Source organism: Flavipsychrobacter sp. (assembly GCA_041392855.1).
Lineage (GTDB): Bacteria > Bacteroidota > Bacteroidia > Chitinophagales > Chitinophagaceae > UBA5543.
In genome coordinates this window covers 2,934,734-2,958,739 of record JAWKLD010000001.1, presented here as the reverse complement: position 1 = coordinate 2,958,739, position 24,006 = coordinate 2,934,734, and the positions used below count along the sequence as shown (strand labels likewise).

The following is a 24,006-nucleotide window of genomic DNA, read 5'->3' as shown; positions in this document are numbered from 1 at the left end:
TCAAGCTTGTTAAAAGCACAGGCTCCATTACAACCTTATATACAAATATTAGGTACGGCACAAGATGGTGGCTACCCTCACTTAGGATGTCAAAAGAGTTGTTGCGAAAAAGCGTGGAACAATAATGTTCCGAAAAGCTTTGTTGTAAGCTTTGCATTGGTAGACCCTCAGGAAAAAAAATGGTGGCTATTTGAGGCTACTCCTGACATCAAAGAACAGCTACACTATTTTCAAACATTGAACAATGGAGTTTATAATTATTTGCCTGAAGGCATTTTTATTACTCATGCACATATAGGGCACTACACTGGTTTGATGCAGCTAGGACGAGAAGTAATGAGTACAAAAAAGCTACCCGTATACACCTTACCTAAGCTAGCTGATTTTTTAAGCAACAACGGCCCTTGGAGTCAATTGGTAACACTAAACAATATTGAACTACGAACTATGGAAGCCAATAAGCATGTTGGCATCGGTAAAAATATATCAGTACAAGCATATACCGTTCCTCATAGAGATGAGTTTTCAGAAACTGCGGGTTTCTCTATTCGCACACCAAACAAGAACTATGTGTTCATCCCCGATATTGATAAATGGAGCAAGTGGGCTATTGATATTAAAACTATTGTTGCTAATACAGACATTGCACTTCTGGATGCTACTTTCTACAACGAGGGAGAGCTACCCAACCGAGCCATGAGCGAAGTACCGCACCCTTTTGTAAAAGAAACAATGACTCTTTTCGATAAAGAAACCAATGACCTTAAAGCAAAAATTCATTTCATCCATTTCAACCATACCAACCCTATATTATGGGATGAGCAGATTCAAAATGACATAAAAGACAAAGGCTATAACTTAGCAGAACAAGGTGCCAAATTATAGCCTAAGATTTTATACAATTACCTCTTAACTAAATGCGTCTTTTATCTTATCAAAGAAGCTTCTATCTTCTTTCTCATCACTAGCAGTAGTTACTGCATCTTCATTAGGTTTAAAGTTGGGAGAATTTTTCAGCTTCTCAACTGCCGCCTTTTCTTCTTCTGTTAAGTTTTGAGGGGTCCACACATTTACTTCTACAAGCTGGTCTCCTTTCTCGTAAGACTGGAAACCAGGGAATCCCTTACCCTTCAATCTAAACACCTTGCCACTTTGTGTACCTGCAGGTATTTTGATCTTTACCTTACCTTCTATGGTTGGCACCTCGGCAGAAACACCGCCTACCACATCAGGGAATGACAAGTATAATTTATACAGAACATCAAGATCGTTACGTCTTAGCGTTTTGTGTTTTTCCTCTTCAATTAATATCAACAGGTCGCCATTAGGTCCACCACGCTCACCCGCATTACCTGACCCACTCATGCTTAGTTGCATGCCATCGTGTACACCTGCAGGTATATCTATAGTAATGGTCTCTTCTCCATATACTCTACCATCACCTTTACAAGTACCACATTTAGCGGTTATTTGCGTACCCTGGCCATTACAGTTAGGGCATGTTGTTACCGTTTGCATTTGCCCAAGGAAGGTACTTTGCACCTTACGTACTTGCCCGGCACCATTACAAGTACTACAAGTTTGTATAGAGCTACTATCCTTAGCACCATTACCGCCACAAGTATTACATGGCAGGTACTTTTTTACTTTTATTTTCTTTGTGGCTCCGTTTAAGATGTCTGCATAAGTCATCTTCAACTTCACTCTCAGGTTAGCTCCGCGAGTTCCTTGTGCACGTCTTCCTCCACCATGGCCACCAAAACCTTGACCACCGCCAAAGCCTCCGCCACCAAACATATCTCCAAAAATATCTCCAAAGTTTTCGAAGATATCTTCCATGCGCATACCACCTTGACCACCACCAAAGCCTCCGCCTGCAGCACCACTCATACCCGCATGACCAAATTGGTCATAACGTGCTTTCTTTTGCGAATCACTTAAGACATCATAGGCTTCCGCAGCCTCTTTAAACTTTTCCTCGGCAGCTGCATCGCCCTCATTTCTATCAGGGTGATATTTCAATGCTATTTTACGGTAGGCCTTTTTGATCTCATCTGCACTAGCAGATCTAGACACACCCAATACCTCGTAATAATCTCTTTTTGACATAGTCTATTCTAAGCCCGATTAATGGGCAGTTTTATTATTTACCAACCACTACTTTCGCGTGCCTGATCAATTTATCATTTAGGTAATACCCTTGCTCAATTACATCTAGCACTTTGCCAGACAAATCTTCACTTGGAGCGGGTATTTCAGTTATTGCTTCATGGTAGTCTGCATCAAAGTCTTTATGCATAGCATCCATTTGCTTCAAGCCCTTGCTTTCCAGAGCAGATTGTAATTTATTCAATACCAATAAAACACCTTCTTTTATTACCGCAGCGTCATCGGTCTCTTCCATTTGCTTTCTCGCTCTTTCGCTATCATCCAGCACGTTCAACAATGGCATAATAGTCTCTCTACCTGCAACAGCAGCAAACTCTATACGCTCTTTCGAAGTACGCTTCTTGTAATTATCAAACTCTGCTACCAGTCTCAAGTATTTATCCTTCATTTCTCCCAACTCTTTTTGAGCTAAGCCCAACTCATCCAACTCTTCTTGTTCAGTACTATCTTCATTATTCACTTCATCAACATTTTCTTGTTGTGTAGCGTCATTGATGTTCTCTACAGTTTCATCACCAGCTAGCTGGTCTTTCTCAATAGTATTTTCACTCATTGTTACTCGTTATTTTCTTTATCTATTTTAAGGCACAAAAGTACCTTCAATTACTTTGCCACAATAGATTTTGGGACAAAATGTCTTATTTGGCTGATTTTTGATGCCAATATGAATTAAAATCTGTCTTATTTAATTATTTGATACTGTATTTCTGCTAGAATATGAGGTAATTGAACCGACACTGACAACCGTTAACGCACTGCTTCTTTAAGCTTCCAAAGTGCGGAATTGTTCTTTTTCAGTACTAAATAAAGCTGTTTGTCTCCCCCAAAATTTCGGAAAAACTGTTCTACGCCAGCATCCATACTCCCTTCAAAATCAAAGGTCTTATGTCCTAATGATATTGACTTTTTTATCGCTTGCCACAACAATGCTACCATAGCATTATTGTCTTTGATTGTTGGGTTCTTACTACCCATCAGATAATAAGATCTTTCTTCATCCCACACTTGCCATACAACAGCCTGTACATTTTCTCCCTTTCTTGCTACCCAAAGCGTAGCATTACCCTTTTCCTTACATAATGTAAAAACCTTTTTTAGCTGTTCCTTAGAGTAAGGTATCTGTACTTTTTTGCTGGATAGTGTTGTTTGCTGAAAATCAAATAATGTATCAATTTGTGTATGGTCTTCTTCGATTACTAAGGTCTTCTCGGCTTTCCTTACTTTACGACGGTGATCTTCATGAAGTCTTGCAAAGACTGCTTCTTCCCCCTCATCAAGTGGCATCAAATAAGTTTGCCTAACCACTATTTCAAAATCTTTACTATTAAATAACCCTGCCTGTTTCAGCTGTGGCTGCAATGATATATGCCAAACCTTTGCATCCGGTATTTGAGACAGCAGATCGGTTATTACTTCATACTCAAAACTATCTCTTTTCGTCGGCTTTAAGTCTGACGGATAAAATACTACAGGACCTATATAAGGCGTAAAAACAGGTGTGCGAATAATGCTCACACCCATTTTTTGCTCAGCTGGATATACCCACACCCCCGACACATTATCACCATTATAAGCAATGGCTACATCCCAGTCTACACATACCGCGTCCAGCCACCAATCGTTTAGAAATAGTGGCACACCCTTTAGCGTAGGCAGTAACTTCTTGTATTGCTCTTTTTTGGTCAATAGCTTATTTAAATTGTAATACCCTTGCAGGTTTTATACGGCGAATATACAACGATGGCAACCACATGAAAAGTATGCATAGGGCTAAAGTAGCTATATCTAACAATACTATCTGCCACCATACAATATGTACCGGTACCGTTTTCATAAAATATCCCGTCTCTGATAGTTTTAAGAATCCAGTTTGCTGCTGTATAAAACATAGCCCCAAACCAAGTATATTTCCACCAAGCACACCTAAAAATCCTATAATTGCAGCATGATACACAAACACTTTTCTTAGCATACTATTCTGCATACCTTGTGCCTTCAACACACCTATCATTTTTGTTTGCTCCACTATAAGTATCAGTAAGGCGGCTGCCAGATTTATTATTGCAACAATAGCCATAATAAGCAGCACCATTCCTGCGGTCATGTTCTGTATTCTTAGCCAGTCATATATACCTGCAAATATCTCCTTCATGGTATAGGTTGTTAACCTCGAAGTTTGCGGTATAAGATCATTAAATATCTTATTAGCGACCGTGTCAGCATCAGCCACATCTGTTAAGGAGAGTTGATAGCCATTGATCTCATCGGCTGACCATTTGTTAATTTTCTGTAGTAGGCGTATATCGCAGATACCATAATTGCGGTCGATATCTTCCAACCCTGTATGATACAAGCCGCATAGTTTCACCTTTCTTATTCTTGGAAAAGTAGAGCCTGGTTCTAAAAAATAAAGCAATACATCATCTCCTATACTTAGCTTTAGTCGGTTAGCAATATCATCTGACAACATGACCTGTTTGGCATAGCCCTCATCACTATAGTCGATCATATTACCCGTTAATTCCACACGCTCTGGGAAGGTATATGCGCTATCAAGTCCTTTCAGCTGCACACCTTCCATTAGCTCATTGGCATTAAGTATCACTGGTCTTATTACATAAGGTGCTACTGTTTTTACCTCTGGCAAAAGCTTAATAGCATCATGCAGGTCTTTATCTATTACAAAAGGTTCAGGTGCTACTATAGAAGAGTTATTACCCGAATACGGAGCTACTTGTACATGCCCCCAAAAACTAAATATCCGCCCGCGAATTTCTTGTTTAAAACCAATAACTACAGCCGTAGACACTACCATTGCCGCTACGCTAAGCGCAGTAGCTACTACAGCTAACCTAATGATAAAAGAAGAAAATCGCCCTTGCTGACGGGCCATATATCTTTTTGCTATGAAAAATGGTAGGTTCAAAAAAACGTCTATTAGCAACTCAAATATAGCCTATTAGCTCAAGGGCAGGAAATAGCCTATACATAAAAAAGTGCCATGATTAAGATATCATGACACTTGATAAAATAATAGGTTGATTTTTTACCAAATACGAACCGCTACATTACCTCCACCAGTAGGGAACCACTGCGTTTTCACCCCAGAACAGGTATTACACGATGTGTTCATTACCATACATGATGCATTGGCCAAGCCCGAGCATGGAATACCTACACCACATACATTTTGGTTGACACCACCGCTACAAGAAGGGAATGCAAAATTGTAAGGACCACAAGCATTCCATTCTTTAATAAATTGCCATTGCCAACCCACACCTGGTACTGTACCTGACCAAGTTGCGGTACCGAAGTTAAATGTTACGGATGCGCCTGGTGCTATGGCATAGTTAATTGTTGATGCCGAAGCACTACAAGTAGCATCTGTAGCAGCTAGATAATAATTTACAGTACAGTTCGATCCGTTAGATACTGTAATTGTTTGCGCTTTTAGCGCAAAGAAACATAGGCTTAGAACAGCCGTTAAGAACATTGTTTTCATGGTTCTTTATTTAAAAGGTGATAAAATGAATTGCTAAATTAACTATATATAAATATTTGTGCAATGGGTATTATCACCCAAAATTGATCTGCCAACTTTCTTGCTGAGGTTGCGTTATTGAATAACAAACACAAAAATGCCGAGAACTGATAGCTCTCGGCATTAGGTTCTATAACACTATATTGAAGCTGTTACCAGATCTTTACAGTTACATTACCGCCACCTGTTGGTATCCATTCTGTTTTAATACCTGTACACAGATTGCAAGAAGTATCTATTTTCATACAAGATGATGTTGGCAAGCCCGAACATGGAATACCTACGCCACATACATTGTAGTTAACTCCACCAGAGCAATTAGGGAAAAGAAAGCTATAAGTACCACAGCCATTCCACTCTTTAATAAACTGCCACTCCCAACCTGCACTAGGTGTAGGACCAGTCCAAGTAGCAGAGCTAAACGTATAGCTATTAGTTGCCCCTGGCAATATGCCATAGTTTATAGTTGAAGTAGAAGTAGTACAACCTGGCTTAGCAGCCGACAAATAATAATTGATCTTACAACCTGAATTGTTAATTACTGTAATTGTTTGCGCTTTCAGGGAAAAGAAACACAGGCTTAATAAAACCGTGAATAACATTGTTTTCATAACATGATGTTTTAAGGTGATAAAATAAAGTGCTAAGCTAGGCATATATGAATATTTCTACAATGGGTATTATCACCCAATTTTTTCATGCATAAAAAAGCCGGAAGCAAAAAGCTTCCGGCTGGTATATCTTAAACAAGTTAGTAAGGCTAGATAGACTTAGCTCCTTCTATCAATACACTTGCTTTATTATTCAATACTTCTACAAAACCACCAGTGATCTCATATAGCTCATTGGTATTCTTGTCCTTTAATACTTTCATTTTGCCACTACCCAAAGTAGCCACTATTGGTGCGTGGTTTTCCAGTATTTCGAAAGAACCTTCTATACCCGGCAATTGTACACCGTACACATCGCCACTATAGATCTTCTTTTCTGGTGTTAATATATCTAATTGCATCTGCTATTAGTTTTTAGCTTCTTCTAATAATTTCTTACCCTTAGCAATAGCCTCATCAATGTTACCAACAAGGTTGAACGCTGCTTCCGGATACTCATCAACCTCACCATCCATGATCATGTTGAAACCACGGATAGTTTCTTCGATCGGTACAAGTACACCCTGAAGACCAGTGAACTGCTCTGCTACGTGGAACGGTTGTGATAAGAAACGCTGAACACGACGTGCACGTGATACAACTAGTTTATCTTCTTCACTCAATTCATCCATACCAAGGATAGCAATGATATCTTGAAGCTCCTTATAACGTTGTAAGATCAACTTAACACGGTTTGCAGTGTTATAGTGTGCATCACCAACGATAGCAGGAGTAAGGATACGAGACGTAGAATCTAACGGGTCAACCGCAGGATAGATACCTAAATCGGCAATCTTACGACTCAATACTGTAGTAGCATCCAAGTGCGCAAACGTAGTTGCCGGAGCCGGATCCGTCAAGTCATCCGCAGGTACGTATACCGCCTGTACAGATGTAATTGAACCATTCTTAGTTGAAGTAATACGCTCTTGCATCAATCCCATCTCTGTAGCTAGTGTAGGTTGGTAACCCACCGCTGATGGCATACGACCTAGTAGTGCCGATACCTCAGAACCTGCTTGAGTGAAACGGAAGATGTTATCTACGAAGAATAGGATATCCTTTCCTTTACCAGAACCATCACCATCACGGAAATATTCTGCCATTGTCAAACCAGACAAAGCCACACGAGCACGTGCTCCAGGAGGCTCATTCATCTGACCGAATACGAATGTTGCTTTTGAATCTTTAAGCGCTTCTTGGTCAACAGCGTTCAAGTCCCATCCACCTTCTTCCATGCTCTCCTTAAACTTGTCACCATATTTCACGATACCTGCTTCGATCATCTCACGCATCAAGTCATTACCCTCACGTGTACGCTCTCCAACACCCGCAAATACAGAAAGACCGCTATACGCTTTCGCGATATTATTAATAAGCTCTTGAATCAATACTGTTTTACCAACACCAGCACCACCGAACAAACCGATCTTACCACCTTTTGCATATGGTTCAATAAGGTCAATTACTTTGATACCTGTGTATAGTATCTCTGATGCAGTACTTAAGTCTTCAAACTTTGGCGGCTTTGCGTGAATCGGACGACCGTTCTCCTTGCTAGGCTGAGGAAGACCATCAATTGCATCACCTGTAACGTTAAATAGACGACCATTGATCTGCTCACCTATCGGCATGGCTATCGCCTTACCTGTATCTGTTACTTCCATACCACGCATAAGACCTTCAGAGCTATCCATTGCTACGCAACGAACGCTATCCTCACCCAAGTGCTGCTGCACCTCAAGAACAAGCTTATCGCCGTTCTCACGAGTAAGTTCTAGTGCGTTATAAATTTCTGGTAATTTGTTATCTCCGCTGAAGTGGACATCCACTACCGGTCCGATTACTTGCTTTACTTTACCAACGTTTGGCATACTGTATATTTATAAAGAAATAAAATGCTTATAAACAATTAAAAACCAACGACTTAAAATCGTTTTGTTTAAAAATCAAATACTAATGTCTATTCAATTTTGCGCAAAGGTAAGGTTCATGCGGTAAAAAGTCAAAAAGAAGATAGTAGTATTTGGTAAATAAATTACTATTGAGTGATATTCACCATGTTAGCTACCTACTAAAAAGACACTACCTGCTACACTCACCTACTCTTTGCAGTAAAAAAGCCGGACGGATCCAGCTTTTTTACCTATATAATAGCATTTCTGCCTATAATATTCTTTGAAACTCAAATGAAGGCGACCCTTTGATACCTATATTATTGTAATAGTTCAAGAAATGCAGCTTCCAGTACTGACCATTCCTATTTTTAATAATATAGTTTTTAGACTGGTCAACGGTATAGCGCCCTTTATCTATATTATACGACTTCCAATCAAACCCTATAATATCTCTATTATTAACGTACTTAACCTTCGTTGCTAATGTCGCGTCTATATCATGAAATGCTATAGTACTATCCTTATATGCAGAGGTATTATATGGATTGATCATAGCCCCAGTTACTACATAAGGGAAATTACTTAGTTCAAAATAGATATGCTTATAACGTGTAAAAACTATATCCCAGGTCTTTTTAGGAGGCTCAGGATTTACGATACTTCCTCCTTCAGCTAGCGATAAGTAAGCATAATTGTAGTTATCATCTTTTGGCACAACTACCTTGGTTGAGATTTTGCTTCGCAAGTCGGCTACCAGCATTACATACTCTGTGCTGCTTACTGATATCAGCTGTATCTTCTTGAAAGTATCTTTATATATGCTTGGGCTGATCTTTATAATGTATACTTCATTTTTAGAGATGCCGTTTGCTTCTGCCCAGCCATCAAGGTAAGTAGAATCAGACAAGCCACTAGGAGAATCGTATCCCCAGTCTTCATCAATTATTTCAGGCGGGGTCATTACCTCTGTCAAATTGTATTTACCTGTTTTGTAAATACCCACATTGGCACCTCCGTTCATAAAAATATTTCTTTCATTGGCTCCTGTTTCAAAAGCCAACTCCCAACTATTGATCTTGCTGGTACGCACGATACTGCTCGTCTCAAAATCATAGAATATCTGATCCGCAAAATCTTCTCCCATTTCCACGCTAGCATAAATGGCATCACTTTGTGTAGGCAACTGGACAGGGGTTTCCTTCTGCTCACAGGATGTCATAAACATACCTATCATTATAGATAACAGGCCTAAAAGTCTATATATCTTCATTTCGGTACAAATATCTATCAGAAACTGTCATTGAATGTCAAAGTTTTGTCATTAAGAGCGCATATGTTAAAAAATTCCCGATAATATAACCATGTTTTTACTTACGGCTGATTTAATGCGAATATTATTTAGGTTTGCAGCATAAACTAAACGTACAAATGTTGAGAAACTATACTTTATTTTTTCTAACTATTACATTGTTCATTACTTCTTGTGGCAGCACACAAAATAAAATTGCCGTATCTGGCAAAATTGCCAATATGCCTGCACAAGCTATCTATTTCGAGCATCTTGAAATTCAAGGCTCCACTATCATCGACTCAACTACTTCAGACGCAGATGGCAGCTTTGTTTTGAAAGCAGACGCTTCTGAACCAGGTTTATACAGAGCTAGATTTTCTGAACAGGATAAATACATACTTCTTTCTCTAGACAAAGGCAAAGCTTCTATTAATGCTGACTGGCAAACATTAGAGAACTATACCATAGAAGGCTCGGAAGGTTCAAAGAGTTTAAGCATCTACCTCAAAACTATCAGAGAGTTTATACGAGATATCAGAACTATTGATATGATACTCAGCAAACCTGAAACGCAAACCAACGATAGCTTATTCGCACGGGCTTCTGCCGACCAACGAGATATGCAAATAAGCCTAACAAGATACGTAGAGCAGTATGTAGACACTACCAAGCACTTACCTAATGCTCTTTTTGCAGTTAATATGCTCAACCCGCAATCAGAAAAACCTTTTATAGATGCTTTCGTTAGTAGTATCAGCATGCGTTTTCCTGACAGTAAATTAGGTCAGGACTTTATTGAAAAATATAATGAACAAAACATGGCTGCACAGCAGCAGTCAAGCAATGACCCTATGTTACCTGTAGGTGTAGATGCTCCTGCTCTTGTACTACCTAACATTAACGGAAAGGAAGTAGCACTAAGTGATTATAAAGGCAAATATGTTTTAGTTGACTTTTGGGCTTCTTGGTGCGGCCCTTGCAGACAAGAGAACCCTAATGTCGTTGCAGCTTACAATAAGTTTAAAAACAAGAACTTTACCATACTTGGCGTATCTCTTGACAATAAAAAAGACAAATGGGAACAAGCCGTACAAAAAGATGGCTTAACATGGGAGCACGTTAGCGACTTAAAACGTTGGGAGTCTATTGTTGTTAGAGATTTTGGCATAGTAGCTATACCATTCAATGTACTGGTAGACCCTAACGGAGTCATAATTGCAAGAGACTTAAGAGGGCAAGCACTACATAATAAACTTGAAGAAGTACTTAACAAGTAGTTTTAGATAAATCACAACAATAAAAAAGCAAGTAGTTTCCTACTTGCTTTTTTTATGCATTGCTACTACATAGTACCAATGGACATGTCTTTCTTCTTCAACTTTACTTTATTTCTGTAATGAATATCAAAACCTATACTAAATAGCAGTAGCTGTATATCATAAGCAGCATATGGCGTTGTTACAACAAGAGGAGAAATAAAATTGGTATTAGCCTGCACATAATTCGGATTCATAAAATTTGTAGGGTAGTACTGCACTTTAAAGATAATACCCGGATCTACTGAAAAACCTGCAAATACATAAGGCATTACTTTAGCAGTCCTGTCGCTAAACCACTCATTGAACTTATCTTTATCATTTCTTTTTACAAACCCCTTCTCTCTATAGTTTATAGGGAAGTCTACTCCTCCTCCTACAATTACATAATTACGCTTTTTCAGATTCCCGATCTTTAAACCTAGCGGAAGCCCTACAGTATATACACGTCTTTTAATGGTGCTATCCTTAGCCGTATTGAATGGAATTGCCGTTCTGGAAGTCTTTTCTATAAACCCAATATTCTTTACACCTATACCTGTATACAAGCCTACTGAATTACTAACATCTACATGCATATTGAAACCCAAGTGAAAAAAGTATGTAAACCTTGGAGTACCAACTGCCGGATTGCCAAGGCTATTACTTTGTATCGCTGTAGAAATTATTGCACCATCAAAGTCGTTACCAAAATACACCTTCTTAGTTTTACCTATGTTGTGCGTATAGTATAGTTGACCACTATTATCCATTTGAGCTTCAGCACCAAAAGTTAATAGTAGGGACACAACTAATAGTATATAATTTGCATATAACTTCATTTCAAGCAGTTTTTACAAAGATACTAAGCTTGCACTGCAAATATTACAGTCATTTTTGCTTTGGCATAGCTATTGCCTACTATATTTATCATATTGTTAATGTAGAATAGAAGACTAATTGTCATAATGTCGGTAATGAAATCAATGATAGATAAATTGTTCAGCAACCCTGAACAGGAAATGGAATTTATGCCTATAGTGCCACTTGGCGAAGACGAAATGGATGATTTTGAGAAAGGGGACCTACCTAAAGAATTGCCTGTAATAGCCCTACGCAATACTGTATTATTCCCTAATGTAGTGCTACCTATTACTGTAGCAAGGGAAAAATCGGTAAAAGCGATAACTGATGCTCAAGGCAAAGGAAAGTGGATAGGTGTTGTAGCGCAGAAGGATAGCCTGAATGATGACCCTACAGCTGATGAGGTTTTCCATACAGGTACAATGGCTAAGATCGTAAAAGAAATAAAAATGCCTGATGGGAATACTACAATATTCATCATGGGGCGTCTACGTTTCGAGATCGAAAAATTCACACAAACGGATCCATTCTTTGCAGCGGATGTCAACTACTTGGATGATGAATTTCCGGAAGGAGATCCTGAATTTGATGCACTAATAGCCTCTTTAAAAGACCACTCGGAGCAGATAGCCAACAACTCTCCTAATATGCCCAACGAAACCAGCATTGTGCTGCGTAACGTAGAGCAAAAACCTTTTTTAGTTCACTTCATTGCTTCCAACCTCAACTCTGGGCTAATTGAAAAGCAAGAGCTACTAGAAGAGAACGATGTACGAACAAGAGCTGAAAAGCTATTGCATCTATTACAGTCGGAGTTGAACTTGTTAGAACTAAAGAATGAGATTACCAACAAGACCAGAGCTGATATAGATAAGCAACAAAGAGAATACTTCTTACAACAACAGCTAAAGTCTATTAAGGAAGAGCTTGGCGGCGAGCCAAACGACCGTGAGATAAAAGATCTACAAAAGAGAGCTGAGGGAGTACGATGGACTAAGGAAGCTCAAGACATGTTCAAAAAGAACATAGAAAAGCTGGAGCGTATGCACCCTAGCACGCCCGACTATTCAGTTATTTACAACCACCTCGACTTCATGCTCGACCTACCTTGGGATACTTATACCGAGGATAGTTACGACTTAAAAAAGGCTCAGAAAGTATTAGATGGCGACCATTATGGAATGGATAGGATAAAAGATCGTATCCTTGAATACTTGGCCGTTCTTAAACTAAAAGGAGATATGAAATCTCCTATCCTTTGTTTTGTAGGCCCTCCTGGTATAGGTAAAACATCTTTGGGCAAGAGCATCGGTAATGCTATTAATAGAAAATATGTGCGCTTAAGTCTTGGAGGCTTGCACGACGAAAGTGAACTGCGCGGACACCGTAAAACATATATAGGTGCAATGCCTGGCCGTATCATGCAGTCTATTAGAAAAACCAAGTCTTCTAACCCTGTTTTCATACTTGATGAGATAGACAAGGTAGGTAAAGATTTTAGAGGAGACCCGAGCTCAGCACTGCTAGAGATATTAGACCCTGAACAAAACAACTCTTTTTATGACAACTATTTAGAATTAGAGTACGACCTTTCTAAAGTATTGTTTATAGCTACAGCCAATAGTTTGGCAGACATACAACCTGCACTACGCGACAGATTAGAGATCATACACCTAACAGGTTACTCTCTTGAAGAAAAAATAGAAATAGGTAAACGACATCTGATACCTAAGCAAAAAGAAATGCATGGACTAAAAGGCTATAAGCTCAAGTTCAGTACAAAAGTATTAGGTCGAATCATTCAGGAGTATACACGGGAAAGTGGTGTGCGTGAATTGGATAGAACTATAGCCTCTATCATGCGTGCCATAGCTAAAAAAGTAGCTTTTGAAGAAGAAGTAGACAATGAGATCACCGAAGAATTAATAGTACAAGTATTAGGTAAGCCTAAATTCAATAACGACATCTATGTTAAGGGGCACCCCGCAGGCGTTGCGGTAGGCTTGGCCTGGACCTCTGTAGGTGGTGACATTCTATTTATAGAGACTTCTATTTCTAAAGGGAAGGGCAACCTAACTTTGACAGGCAACTTAGGAAACGTAATGAAAGAAAGTGCATCAACAGCGCTCTCTTACCTAAAAGCTCATGCTGATGATTACGGGATCGATCCTAAAATGTTCTCTGACTATAATATTCACATACACGTACCTGAGGGCGCTACACCTAAAGACGGGCCAAGTGCAGGTATCACTCTTTTAAGTGCATTGACCTCTGTTTTCACAGGCCGTAAGCTCCGCTCTTACTTAGCTATGACGGGAGAAATAACACTAAGAGGACAAGTATTACCTGTAGGAGGTATTAAAGAAAAAATACTAGCTGCAAAGCGTGCCGGTATCAAGGAGATCATTCTTTGCGAACAAAACCAAAAAGATGTAGAAGAGATCAATCAATCTTATATTAGGGGTGTCAAGTTCCACTATGTATCTGACATGAACGAAGTAATAGACTTAGCCTTAATGAAAAGATAAATATCACTTCTAAGCTCATATAAAATAAGCGGCGCTATTTGTGCCGCTTATTTTATATATTGCATATATATCATATAAACCCTTATAATACTTATGTTATGAAGTCAATGATCATTGTTCTACTTTCTTTAATATGGCTTCCTGCATTCGCTCAAGAAACCGAAGGTGGCAATACAATCACTACATTTTCTGGGGATGAGGTAACAATGAGTGTTGTATCTGCAAGAACTATCAATGTAAAAGGCAAAAAGCTAAATAAAATTGTTGATAAACCTCGCCCGCTATTACTTAATGGCAAGGATATCTACAATCACTTTTGGGAAGAAAATGAAGCGGTATACGAAACCGAAGCTCATAAAAAAAGCATGGAAGAACATACTAAGTACCAAATGATGATTGATGAACTTGCCAAGGATGAGAAACGAAATTTAAAAGAAGGAGAATATGCCCTACACCTTACCAATATGGTTGTCAATGAGCAAGGCTATATTGTATATTATGAGACAAAAGGCTTGGAGAGATATCACAAAAAATTAAGGGGTACAACTATCGCTGTAAACAACAAAGCGGCAGAAAATATTAATACTATTGTACAAAGTCAGGTACATAAAATGCGATTCACCACGTTTGTACTAGACAATACCCCACGTGCATATATTGGTAGCTTCACCTACTTTTTCATAGTTGGCGAATAAGTAGATACGACCGACTTATTACAAAAAATTGTTTTTTCAATCTTATAACGTATATTTACGTTATGAAACGTAATAAACAATTGAACTCTTTAACTAAGGCCGAAGATGAAGTGATGCAAATAATATGGCAAATAGAGCCATGCCTTGTCAGAGACATCATAAATCATCTTGGAGACCCCGATATTCCACACAGCACAATTTCATCGGTAGTGCGCATATTAGAAAAGAAAGGCTTTTTAGATCATAAAGCCTATGGCAAAACATACGAGTATTTTTCTGTCGTTTCAAAGGAGGAATATGCACAGTATGGTGTAAAAAGCTTGATGGAAAAATATTTTGGAGGCTCCCCCAAAAAGCTGGTTAGCTTCTTAGTAAAAAATGAGGACATGAACCTGAAAGAGTTAGACGACCTATTAAAATCCATTGATAAACCTAAAAAGAAATAGCCATGTTACAATACATCATCAACCTATCAGGCATATGGCTAGTAAGCTTAGTTATATTTGACCTCTTACTAAAACGGGAAACCTTCCATACCTATAACAGGCTTTTCCTAAATGCATCGGTTTCATTAGGCATTCTACTCCCGCTATGGCAGTTACAGCAAAGCTCTATCATATACGCTTCAGCTATAAGTAAAGATGTAACACAACAAGCGGCAGTGCTACGCGAGCAGGTAATAAATACTACATCTCCAGCATTAGTAAGTATAGAAACTTGGCTCTGGATCATTTATGTTATTGGAGCCTCTGTAATGACTATCGTTTTATTAAAAGAAGTCTACCTCATACTAAAGCTGCTACGGTCTGGTATAAAAACACAAATTGGCCAATGGAAAGTTGTTGAGATCAATAAAGAGACCGCTCCTTTTTCTGCCTTTGGTTATGTGTTCATTAGTAGCAAAGAAAATTATACTACAAATGAGCTAAACCTAATATTGATACATGAGCAACAGCACATCAACTCATGGCATATTATTGACCTACTATTCATCAACTTTCTAAAAATAGCATTTTGGTTCAACCCATTGATTTATCTATATGAAAAACGCCTACTCATGATACATGAATACCAAGCAGATAAAGCGGTAGATCATGATATCAAAAAGTACAGTCAATTTCTAGTAGAACAATCTATGCTACAGACAGCCCCTATACTCTCCCATTCATTTATTCGCTCACCTTTAAAATCCCGTATCAAAATGTTAACTAAACAGTCTAAGAGAATAGCGAATCTTAAACAATTAATAATTGCACCACTAGTACTTTTCACTTTGCTTTGTTTTACCCAAAACAATTTACTCTTTGCACAGGAGAAAAAAGTAGAGGGAAATAAGATATACTACAAAGGGAATACTATTGAGCTAACAGAAAAAATGCCTGATGACACAGTGTATGTTTCTGACCCTGTAACAGGAGAAATTCAAATGGTAATTACAAGCCTTACACCTTCTCCCGCTAAATTAAACGGAGTAGATCTATATAAAAAATATTATAGAAGCAGTAACCTGCCGCCACTGTTTGAAGAAACGACCGAGCATATAAAAACAGAAATAAAAAAGAATCTTAATGATGCCTTAAACACTATGGAAGAAGGTAGCTTCCGTTATGCCATCGAGAACCTTATCGTAGATCAAAAAGGCAAGATTATATACTATGAATTAGCTAAAACAGGAAGTGCATTTAGGCTTGCAAATGGAGGAGAGGATTACGACCTGACTGAAGATGCTAGAAAAAATATTGAACAGAAAATAGTCAACACGTTAGAGGATATCAAGCTTGATGTTTTCTTACAAGATGGCAAACCTGTACCTTATATCATATTTGTGGATGATTATTTCAACATCGTTAAATAATAAAAGGCACTGCTTTTGCAGTGCCTTTTATCTATACTGTTATTAGTGTTGTTTAGTTTTTAGTAGGCAAGTAGCTATAGTGCTTACCATACTCCATCATTTGCTCAAAGAAGCTTGCCGGATATTCTACCTTCACATCAATTACTTTATCACCTTCCATTACAGGCACCAACTTAGGTTGTATAAAACCACTATACGGTTTAGCATCCAAAGTTGCGTAGCGCTCTAATACCTCTTTATGCAACTCTTGATCTACTTTAACACCATAAGTTTCTACTAGGTTTTTACCAGCTTCAAAATCACCTTCTGATTTTATACGTTGTATCTCACGAAGTAGTTGACCGAATAACTCACGAAGTTTATCATAATCATTTACCTGCACGTATGTTTTGCCGTCTCTTTTTACAAATTCAACAACATTATCAGCTTTACCTTTTTCATAAACCCAATAAGCATTCAATGCACGGTTACGCATATGCGCTTCTTCAATGTTGTCACCCAATTTCAGACGAGTCAATTGTGTCATCAAGCCATTCATCATATAGCTATCGTACTCTGCCTTACCCGTTTCTTTAGTCTCCATTACACCTATCTCAATTAGCTTGTCATCCATTGCATAGTAAAGACCTACAAGGTCAGCACGTGCTTCCTCAAGTGTAGATGCATAAGTTTTCAATGTCTTATCAGTTGTTTCAACCCCAGGGTTTATTTGACCTGAAGCATGACCAATACACTCGTGCATGTCTGTGTGTAAGTCAGACGATAAGTTGCCGTGTTCTTTTATTCTAGCCTTCACCTCATCACTTACAGCAAACTCATCTAAGAAACCACCTTTTGATTTAGCTACATTGTAAGCATGTATAATATTGCTTAGCGATACTGATTTAGAACCATGATTTTTACGGATCCAATCAGCATTTGGAAGGTTGATACCAATTGGTGTAGTTGGAGCTGCGTCACCACTTTCTACAATTGCTGTAATAGCTTTTGCAGTGATACCCTTCACTTCTTTCTTCTTATGCTCATCCATTAATGGAGAGTTATCTTCAAACCACTGTGCTTGTTGTGCAATAGCATTGATACGCTTAGTAGCTTCTAGATCTTTAAGAGATACTACACTCTCAAAACTACCTTTCTTACCTATTGCGTCAAGATATACTTCGATAAATCCATTAACTACATCAATACGAGACTCAGTATCATTAGCCCAAGCAATGCTATAGTCATCAAATGTTTTCAAATCACCTGTTTTGTAGTACTCAACTAACAACTCTAGTGATTTCTTTTGTTGGTCGTTCTCCGCTACAGGAATTGCTTTCTCTAACCAGTAAACAATCTTCTCAATAGCAGGAGAATACATACCACCTACTTTCCATACTTTCTCTACTATCTTACCATCTTCTTTCATCAGCTTCGAGTTAAGCCCCCAAGATGGTGCTTCACCCTCTCCACTAAATTTAGAGTAGTATTCTTCTACTTCTTTTTGAGTAACCCCTTCGTAGAAGTTGTTAGAAGACATCACGACATTATCTACATCAGCACGAAGGTCAACAACCTTTGGCTCTATAGACATATCGTAAACCAATGGGGTAACACGAGCAACAAATGCATCAACCTCTTCACCTTCTTCTGTAGGCAACATAGAAGCATCACTATTCTTGATTACTTCCGCAAAAAAAGCCTCTGAACATTCAGGAGCAAACTTCTCATTACCATAGTGGTGGTGGTTACCATTGCTGAACCAAAAACGACCACAGTATTCTTCAAATTGCTTCCATTCATCTGTATTTTTATCACCACTATAAGTACTAAAAGCCGCCTCTAGCGTTTTACGAAGTAAAATACCGTTCTTGCTCTTTTGGTCATATATAATATCACGACCGCAAAGTGCTGCTTCATATAGATAGTATGCTAACTCTTTTTGTTGTGCACTCAATGTTTCCCATCCTGGTATCTGATAGCGCAATACTTTCAGGTCAGCAAATTGTTCTGCTTCTACTTTAAATTCTGATTTTGCCTCTTCATGAGGTTCACCTGTATTACATGCGGTGAACGACAATTGAGCACCTAATAATGCCATACAAGCTAAGGTCCACTTTTTCATATTATAAATAAGAATTGTTATTTGCTCGAAAGTAGGGCATTCTTAGCATTCATTAAAGACATTCTTAAAAAATCCCCTCTATTATTACCCTTAGGTATTACTTTTGCGCAAGTATGAGACACTATCTTCTTTTAGCACTAGCGTTTATAGCATTTTCAGCTTGTAATAACGAAGTAGCAACCACCCAAGACCTACCAATAAGAACACCTACAGTTGCCGATCAGCTAATTGCAGCAGATAGTATTCCCATATCTTTAATCAAAGATAACAAAGCCCAATATAGTATTGAGATCCTGACTACCACTAAAACTGACTCGGGAGAATATAAGTTGATCACTAAATATGGACATATAACCGACTCCATGACTACCAGACTCCCTTACTTAGAGCAAGAACTCAAAGTGGCTTTAAGGAGAGATGAAGATCAGCCATTCAACTACATAATTGGCTTCTATATGGAAGAAGATAGCTTCAAGATATTCCATGATTATATATCAGTCTCGGCATCACAAGCTGACATTTCTGACTTAGCTACTCAAACAGAACTAAAATTTAAATACCTGAAAGCTTATTACTTAAAATAAAAAAGCCCCTGTATAATATACAGAGGCTATAATTATAATAAGGAACTTCTTGAATTAGTTTTTAAACTGAGGTATCAAGTCGTTTGCCAGTTTAGTCATTTTATCCAAGCTTTCTTTCTCAAGCTTACCTTGTTTGAATTCATTTAGTATTTCAGGTAGCTTAGTTTCCATATCGTGCAAGAATGCTTCTTCGAATTCTTTCACTCTATTTACAGGAACCTGCTGGATCAAGTTGTTTGTACCTAAGTAGATGATAGCAACTTGCTTTTCTACTGAGAATGGAGTGTATTGAGCTTGCTTCAATATTTCCACGTTACGGCTACCTTTATCCAATACTACTTTAGTAGCAGCATCTAGGTCACCACCAAACTTAGAGAAAGCTTCCATCTCACGGTAAAGTGCTTGGTCTAGTTTTAATGTACCAGCAACTTTCTTCATTGATTTGATCTGCGCACTACCACCTACACGGCTTACAGAGATACCCACGTTAATTGCAGGACGGATACCAGAGTTAAATAGATCTGACTCAAGGAATATCTGACCGTCTGTAATCGAGATCACGTTAGTTGGGATATAAGCAGATACGTCACCCGCTTGAGTTTCGATGATTGGTAATGCTGTTAATGATCCACCACCTTTCACTTTATCTTTCAAGCTTTCAGGCAAGTCGTTCATGTTTTTAGCGATCTCATCATTGTTGATCACCTTAGCAGCACGCTCTAGTAAACGACTGTGTAGGTAGAATACGTCTCCAGGATAAGCCTCACGACCTGGCGGACGACGAAGTAGAAGAGATACCTCACGGTAAGCAACTGCTTGCTTAGAAAGGTCATCATAAACTACCAATGCCGGACGACCTGTATCACGGAAGAACTCACCAATAGCAGCACCCGCAAATGGAGCGTAGAACTGAAGTGGTGCAGGATCTGATGCAGAAGCTGATACGATAGTAGTATAAGCCATTGCGCCGTGCTCCTCAAGAGTCTTCATCACACCTGCAACAGTAGATGCTTTCTGACCGATAGCAACATATATACAATAAACAGGGTTACCTGCTTCGTAGAATTCTTTTTGGTTGATGATAGCATCGATACAGATAGCTGTTTTACCTGTTTGACGGTCACCGATAACCAACTCACGCTGACCACGACCAATTGGGATCATTGCGTCAATAGACTTGATACCAGTTTGTAGTGGCTCCTTTACAGGCTCACGATAGATAACACCCGGCGCCTTACGCTCAATTGGCATCTCATATAGTTCACCTTTTATAGGACCTTTACCATCGATAGGCTCACCAAGTGTGTTTACCACACGGCCAACCATACCTTCACCTACTTTGATAGATGCGATCTGACCAGTACGGCGCACTTGAGCACCTTCTTTGATTTCACCACTTTCACCCATCAATACCACACCCACGTTATCTTCCTCTAGGTTTAGTGCGATTGCTTTTACACCGTTTTCAAATTGAACTAGTTCACCTTGGCGAACACCATTCAAACCGTATACACGGGCAATACCATCACCCACCTGTAATACTGTACCTACTTCTTCAAGATCAGCAGATGCGTTAAAGTTGGTTAACTGTTGGCGTAGTATCGCCGAAATCTCATCCGGTTTTATATCAACCATTTTTTATGTATTTAAATAAATGTTTAAATATATTTTTATCAATCTGGGTTATCTCATTTCTGAGATATATAAGTTTTTAGAGAATTGATCTTTTACGTCGTTCAAATCTCTACGTATGCTGAAATCGAACATCTTATCATCCATTTGTATAATAAGACCACCGATAATATCTTCATTAACAGTTTCTTCAAGCTCAATAGTAGCATTAGGATGGCTAAGTGCCAACTTCTCACGTACTACAGCTCTTACAGCATCTGTTGCAGGCACTGCGGTTGTTAGTCTTACAGTTTTGATGTTTTTCATCTCTTTATATTGCTCGATGAAAGACGCTGCCATATCCAACAATGTAGCTTCTCTTCCTTTGTTTATCAAAAGCTTTACAAAAGCTTTTGCCAAATCATTTAGTTGAGCACCTACTACTGCATCTATAATGCTTTGCTTCTTGTCCGACTTAATGATCGGGCTTTGCAGCACGTTCACAAAGTCTCTACTTTGATTACCAACAGCAACCAGTAGTTGCACATCGTTCAAAGTAGTGTCCAAAGCATTTTGTTCAACCGCTAGGTCTAACAATGCTTTAGCATAACGTGAAGCGAGACGAGAATTTTGCATATTACTAATTCTATCTTTTACTAGTTCATTTTAATTTCCTCAGCCAACATCTTAGCATAAGCTTCTTGAGAATCTGCTGATGCTAATTGTTTGCGCAATACCTTCTCCGCAACTTCCAATGATAGCTTACCTACTTCGTTCTTCACCTCAGTAAGTGCTGCCATTTTCTGCTGCTGTATTTGTAGTTGCGCTTCTGCTATCATCTTATCAGCTATCACCTTAGTGTCTTCTTTAGCTTTAGAGATGATACGGTCTTGCTCTTCTTTAGCTTCTTTAAGCATTTGGCTTCTTTCCTCACGAGCTTTTACTAATAGTTGCTCATTTTCACCTTTAATAGCAGCCATCTCTTGCTTTACTTTTTCTGCACTGGCAATTGCATCAGCAATACCAGTTTCACGCTCGCTAAGAGAGTTTAGGATCGGCTTCCAAGCAAATTTGCGTAGAATGAATAAAACGACAAGGAATGCTAGTAGCGTCCAAAAGAATAAACCGAATTCCGGGGTTAACAACTCCATACTTTGTTATTTATATAACTATTATATTCTGTTTTCTTAAAAGTTAAAATAATCTGCACCTTAGGCCCTCTGCTTTAGGTGCAGATTAAATGGTTTGTTCTAAGACTATGCGAAGATAGCCAAGATACCTGCGATTACACCGAAAAGAGCAACACCCTCTACGAATGCAGCCGTTAGAATCATGTTCGAACGAATGTCACCTGCAGCTTCAGGTTGGCGAGCGATAGCTTCAACCGCACCTTTACCGATTTGACCGATACCAATACCAGCACCAACTGCTGCAATACCAGCACCAATAGCACCAAGACCTGCTGCTGTACCGTCTAACAAAATTGTGTTTAATAACGACATTTTATATGGATTTTTGATTAAAAAACTATGCTATTATTTCATTTTCAGACACATGGTAGTCTTGCTCCGTTCCATGGTCATGATCGTGATGTGGATCTTCAATAGCCTGACCTACGAATACCGCAGTAAGGTTGGTGAAGATAAACGCCTGTATAGCCGCTACCAACAACTCTAGCATGAACATGAATACAGAGAACGCAAGAGATACAACAGTAAATCCTGCACCCGCAGCCTGACTCATAGCTCCGAAAATGAATATCATTGAAATTACGCTCAATATCACAATGTGACCTGCCAACATGTTAGCAAACAAACGTATCATCAAAGCAACTGGCTTAATGAATAGTGATAAGAACTCTATTATTACTAATAATATTTTTACAAGGAATGGCACCCCTGGAGGATTGAATAAGTGACCCCAGAAGTGTTTGTTACCACTAAAGATGATAACTAAGAAAGCTACAAGTGCTAAACATGCAGTAACTGCAATGTTACCAGTAAAGTTAGCACCGCCTGGTAGCAATCCTAATAGGTTATTTATCCATATAAAGAAGAATACCGTAAGAAGTAATGGCATATAGCGCATATACTTATTACCTAGGTTAGGCTTAGCCACCTCATCTCTCATGAAGATGATAACTGGCTCTAATGCGTTTTGCATGCCACTTGGTGCTTTCATTACACCATTCTTCTTGTACTTCTTAGCTACGCTTAGCATTATCCATAGTAGTAGTACTACAGAGATAAGCATAGACAATACATTCTTTGTAATAGAGAAATCTAAAATTTTAGCACCATCAGCAGAAGTGATCACTTCTTTCATTCCAGTAAAGTGTATGCTGTAGCCATTGTGACTAGCGTGCCCGTGCTCAAACTTTGCAGAAGAGAACATTTCCAACCCTTTTTCAGGATGGTATATAATAACAGGTAACGGTAAGCTAATAGGGTGACCGCCAAAATCGAAGAAGTGCCAGCTGTGGGCATCTGATACGTGGCCAAATATTAACTCAGACATATTAATGCCTTCTTTTTCACCATGTTCGGCAGTAGCCTCATGATGCTCATTATCTTGATGAGCTGGCTCATGTTGCGCCATCGCCGGAGAGAACGCACCTAATAGTGCGAAAAGTAATACTACAAATGGAAAAAATCGCTTGAAACTCATTACTCTGTCTTGATATTATATCAATTCAAACTATAATATAGCAGCCACAGGAAGCACCCGCGTCCGCTAATTTTGCGCAAAGATACTCGTTTTTGTTTCATAAAAAAGTTAGTTCTTAATTTTATCTGCACAACCTTCATATATTTATATATTTTAATGCCTCTAAGAGGTTTTTTTGCTAGAAACCAGCCTTTATACCGCGCTCAGAGCTAGGTTGTTAACCATTTCTCATAAAAGATGAAATTTAATGC

The 24,006-nt window shown here is 38.7% G+C and carries 23 protein-coding genes; 7 read left to right on the top strand and 16 right to left on the bottom strand.

Annotation, left to right across the window (positions count from 1 at the left end; translation table 11 throughout):
- Positions 1-6 precede the first annotated feature (6 nt).
- Positions 7-885, top strand: a complete 879-nt coding sequence (locus R2800_13600) for an MBL fold metallo-hydrolase (GenBank protein MEZ5018088.1) — start codon at positions 7-9, stop codon at positions 883-885.
- Between the two features lie 24 nt (positions 886-909).
- On the opposite strand, the gene dnaJ is transcribed toward R2800_13600, so the two are convergent.
- From dnaJ to R2800_13555, 9 genes are all read right to left on the bottom strand, one after another.
- Positions 910-2,109, bottom strand: coding sequence for a molecular chaperone DnaJ (dnaJ, locus tag R2800_13595; protein ID MEZ5018087.1), 1,200 nt, complete (start codon positions 2,107-2,109; stop codon positions 910-912).
- Between the two features lie 34 nt (positions 2,110-2,143).
- Complete coding sequence (locus R2800_13590; protein MEZ5018086.1) at positions 2,144-2,722, bottom strand: nucleotide exchange factor GrpE; 579 nt, start codon at positions 2,720-2,722, stop codon at positions 2,144-2,146.
- 194 nt (positions 2,723-2,916) lie between these two features.
- Entirely contained in the window at positions 2,917-3,855 is a 939-nt protein-coding gene (locus R2800_13585; protein ID MEZ5018085.1) for a GNAT family N-acetyltransferase, read from the bottom strand.
- A 4-nt stretch (positions 3,856-3,859) separates the two neighbouring features.
- Positions 3,860-5,062, bottom strand: a complete 1,203-nt coding sequence (locus tag R2800_13580; GenBank protein MEZ5018084.1) for an FtsX-like permease family protein — start codon at positions 5,060-5,062, stop codon at positions 3,860-3,862.
- Between the two features lie 153 nt (positions 5,063-5,215).
- Positions 5,216-5,674: a hypothetical protein gene (locus tag R2800_13575; protein ID MEZ5018083.1), complete on the bottom strand. Its 459-nt coding sequence runs from the start codon at positions 5,672-5,674 to the stop codon at positions 5,216-5,218.
- A gap of 191 nt (positions 5,675-5,865) precedes the next feature.
- The gene (locus R2800_13570) at positions 5,866-6,324 is read right to left on the bottom strand and encodes a hypothetical protein (protein ID MEZ5018082.1); all 459 of its coding nucleotides are present in this window, start codon (positions 6,322-6,324) and stop codon (positions 5,866-5,868) included.
- 149 nt (positions 6,325-6,473) lie between these two features.
- Complete coding sequence (atpC, locus tag R2800_13565; GenBank protein MEZ5018081.1) at positions 6,474-6,725, bottom strand: ATP synthase F1 subunit epsilon; 252 nt, start codon at positions 6,723-6,725, stop codon at positions 6,474-6,476.
- A gap of 6 nt (positions 6,726-6,731) precedes the next feature.
- On the bottom strand, positions 6,732-8,237 hold the full coding sequence (gene atpD / locus R2800_13560; protein ID MEZ5018080.1) for a F0F1 ATP synthase subunit beta: 1,506 nt from the start codon (positions 8,235-8,237) through the stop codon (positions 6,732-6,734).
- A 292-nt stretch (positions 8,238-8,529) separates the two neighbouring features.
- Positions 8,530-9,531: an HmuY family protein gene (locus tag R2800_13555; GenBank protein ID MEZ5018079.1), complete on the bottom strand. Its 1,002-nt coding sequence runs from the start codon at positions 9,529-9,531 to the stop codon at positions 8,530-8,532.
- Between the two features lie 158 nt (positions 9,532-9,689).
- Here R2800_13555 and R2800_13550 point away from each other — a divergent pair, with 158 nt between their 5' ends.
- Positions 9,690-10,829 (top strand): TlpA disulfide reductase family protein, encoded by a 1,140-nt coding sequence (locus R2800_13550; protein MEZ5018078.1) that lies wholly within the window; start codon positions 9,690-9,692, stop codon positions 10,827-10,829.
- Between the two features lie 65 nt (positions 10,830-10,894).
- On the opposite strand, the gene R2800_13545 is transcribed toward R2800_13550, so the two are convergent.
- Positions 10,895-11,689 (bottom strand): hypothetical protein, encoded by a 795-nt coding sequence (locus tag R2800_13545; protein MEZ5018077.1) that lies wholly within the window; start codon positions 11,687-11,689, stop codon positions 10,895-10,897.
- A gap of 135 nt (positions 11,690-11,824) precedes the next feature.
- Between R2800_13545 and lon the strand changes: the two genes are divergently transcribed.
- The 4 genes from lon (at position 11,825) to R2800_13525 (ending at position 16,789) form a co-directional block, all read left to right on the top strand.
- Positions 11,825-14,239: an endopeptidase La gene (lon, locus tag R2800_13540; protein ID MEZ5018076.1), complete on the top strand. Its 2,415-nt coding sequence runs from the start codon at positions 11,825-11,827 to the stop codon at positions 14,237-14,239.
- Positions 14,240-14,337: 98 nt separating this feature from the next.
- Positions 14,338-14,934: a hypothetical protein gene (locus R2800_13535; GenBank protein ID MEZ5018075.1), complete on the top strand. Its 597-nt coding sequence runs from the start codon at positions 14,338-14,340 to the stop codon at positions 14,932-14,934.
- Positions 14,935-14,996: 62 nt separating this feature from the next.
- Positions 14,997-15,380, top strand: coding sequence for a BlaI/MecI/CopY family transcriptional regulator (locus tag R2800_13530; GenBank protein MEZ5018074.1), 384 nt, complete (start codon positions 14,997-14,999; stop codon positions 15,378-15,380).
- Between the two features lie 2 nt (positions 15,381-15,382).
- Positions 15,383-16,789, top strand: coding sequence for a M56 family metallopeptidase (locus tag R2800_13525; GenBank protein MEZ5018073.1), 1,407 nt, complete (start codon positions 15,383-15,385; stop codon positions 16,787-16,789).
- Between the two features lie 52 nt (positions 16,790-16,841).
- Here R2800_13525 and R2800_13520 read toward each other — a convergent pair whose 3' ends face one another.
- Positions 16,842-18,893: a hypothetical protein gene (locus R2800_13520; protein MEZ5018072.1), complete on the bottom strand. Its 2,052-nt coding sequence runs from the start codon at positions 18,891-18,893 to the stop codon at positions 16,842-16,844.
- Positions 18,894-19,006: 113 nt separating this feature from the next.
- Here R2800_13520 and R2800_13515 point away from each other — a divergent pair, with 113 nt between their 5' ends.
- Positions 19,007-19,477, top strand: a complete 471-nt coding sequence (locus tag R2800_13515) for a hypothetical protein (GenBank protein MEZ5018071.1) — start codon at positions 19,007-19,009, stop codon at positions 19,475-19,477.
- Positions 19,478-19,531: 54 nt separating this feature from the next.
- Here R2800_13515 and atpA read toward each other — a convergent pair whose 3' ends face one another.
- The 5 genes from atpA to atpB all read right to left on the bottom strand — a co-directional run bounded on the left by atpA (position 19,532) and on the right by atpB (position 23,755).
- The gene (gene atpA, locus R2800_13510) at positions 19,532-21,112 is read right to left on the bottom strand and encodes a F0F1 ATP synthase subunit alpha (protein MEZ5018070.1); all 1,581 of its coding nucleotides are present in this window, start codon (positions 21,110-21,112) and stop codon (positions 19,532-19,534) included.
- 48 nt (positions 21,113-21,160) lie between these two features.
- Positions 21,161-21,724, bottom strand: a complete 564-nt coding sequence (gene atpH / locus R2800_13505) for an ATP synthase F1 subunit delta (protein MEZ5018069.1) — start codon at positions 21,722-21,724, stop codon at positions 21,161-21,163.
- 20 nt (positions 21,725-21,744) lie between these two features.
- Complete coding sequence (gene atpF, locus R2800_13500) at positions 21,745-22,239, bottom strand: F0F1 ATP synthase subunit B (protein MEZ5018068.1); 495 nt, start codon at positions 22,237-22,239, stop codon at positions 21,745-21,747.
- A 105-nt stretch (positions 22,240-22,344) separates the two neighbouring features.
- Positions 22,345-22,590 (bottom strand): ATP synthase F0 subunit C, encoded by a 246-nt coding sequence (atpE, locus tag R2800_13495; GenBank protein ID MEZ5018067.1) that lies wholly within the window; start codon positions 22,588-22,590, stop codon positions 22,345-22,347.
- A gap of 25 nt (positions 22,591-22,615) precedes the next feature.
- Positions 22,616-23,755 (bottom strand): F0F1 ATP synthase subunit A, encoded by a 1,140-nt coding sequence (gene atpB, locus R2800_13490; protein ID MEZ5018066.1) that lies wholly within the window; start codon positions 23,753-23,755, stop codon positions 22,616-22,618.
- Positions 23,756-24,006: the final 251 nt, after the last annotated feature.

Excerpts from the sequence above, each read along its gene's own strand:
- R2800_13520 (MEZ5018072.1), bottom strand. The coding sequence starts at position 18,893 with ATGAAAAAGTGGACCTTAGCTTGTATGGCATTATTAGGTGCTCAATTG.
- dnaJ (MEZ5018087.1), bottom strand. The coding sequence starts at position 2,109 with ATGTCAAAAAGAGATTATTACGAGGTATTGGGTGTGTCTAGATCTGCT.
- R2800_13555 (MEZ5018079.1), bottom strand. The coding sequence starts at position 9,531 with ATGAAGATATATAGACTTTTAGGCCTGTTATCTATAATGATAGGTATG.
- R2800_13530 (MEZ5018074.1), top strand. The coding sequence starts at position 14,997 with ATGAAACGTAATAAACAATTGAACTCTTTAACTAAGGCCGAAGATGAA.
- R2800_13575 (MEZ5018083.1), bottom strand. The coding sequence starts at position 5,674 with ATGAAAACAATGTTCTTAACGGCTGTTCTAAGCCTATGTTTCTTTGCG.
- R2800_13590 (MEZ5018086.1), bottom strand. The coding sequence starts at position 2,722 with ATGAGTGAAAATACTATTGAGAAAGACCAGCTAGCTGGTGATGAAACT.
- atpC (MEZ5018081.1), bottom strand. The coding sequence starts at position 6,725 with ATGCAATTAGATATATTAACACCAGAAAAGAAGATCTATAGTGGCGAT.
- atpB (MEZ5018066.1), bottom strand. The coding sequence starts at position 23,755 with ATGAGTTTCAAGCGATTTTTTCCATTTGTAGTATTACTTTTCGCACTA.
- R2800_13545 (MEZ5018077.1), bottom strand. The coding sequence starts at position 11,689 with ATGAAGTTATATGCAAATTATATACTATTAGTTGTGTCCCTACTATTA.
- atpE (MEZ5018067.1), bottom strand. The coding sequence starts at position 22,590 with ATGTCGTTATTAAACACAATTTTGTTAGACGGTACAGCAGCAGGTCTT.
- lon (MEZ5018076.1), top strand. The coding sequence starts at position 11,825 with ATGAAATCAATGATAGATAAATTGTTCAGCAACCCTGAACAGGAAATG.
- atpD (MEZ5018080.1), bottom strand. The coding sequence starts at position 8,237 with ATGCCAAACGTTGGTAAAGTAAAGCAAGTAATCGGACCGGTAGTGGAT.
- R2800_13535 (MEZ5018075.1), top strand. The coding sequence starts at position 14,338 with ATGAAGTCAATGATCATTGTTCTACTTTCTTTAATATGGCTTCCTGCA.
- R2800_13550 (MEZ5018078.1), top strand. The coding sequence starts at position 9,690 with ATGTTGAGAAACTATACTTTATTTTTTCTAACTATTACATTGTTCATT.
- atpA (MEZ5018070.1), bottom strand. The coding sequence starts at position 21,112 with ATGGTTGATATAAAACCGGATGAGATTTCGGCGATACTACGCCAACAG.
- atpF (MEZ5018068.1), bottom strand. The coding sequence starts at position 22,239 with ATGGAGTTGTTAACCCCGGAATTCGGTTTATTCTTTTGGACGCTACTA.
- R2800_13525 (MEZ5018073.1), top strand. The coding sequence starts at position 15,383 with ATGTTACAATACATCATCAACCTATCAGGCATATGGCTAGTAAGCTTA.
- R2800_13580 (MEZ5018084.1), bottom strand. The coding sequence starts at position 5,062 with ATGGCCCGTCAGCAAGGGCGATTTTCTTCTTTTATCATTAGGTTAGCT.
- R2800_13515 (MEZ5018071.1), top strand. The coding sequence starts at position 19,007 with ATGAGACACTATCTTCTTTTAGCACTAGCGTTTATAGCATTTTCAGCT.
- R2800_13570 (MEZ5018082.1), bottom strand. The coding sequence starts at position 6,324 with ATGAAAACAATGTTATTCACGGTTTTATTAAGCCTGTGTTTCTTTTCC.
- atpH (MEZ5018069.1), bottom strand. The coding sequence starts at position 21,724 with ATGCAAAATTCTCGTCTCGCTTCACGTTATGCTAAAGCATTGTTAGAC.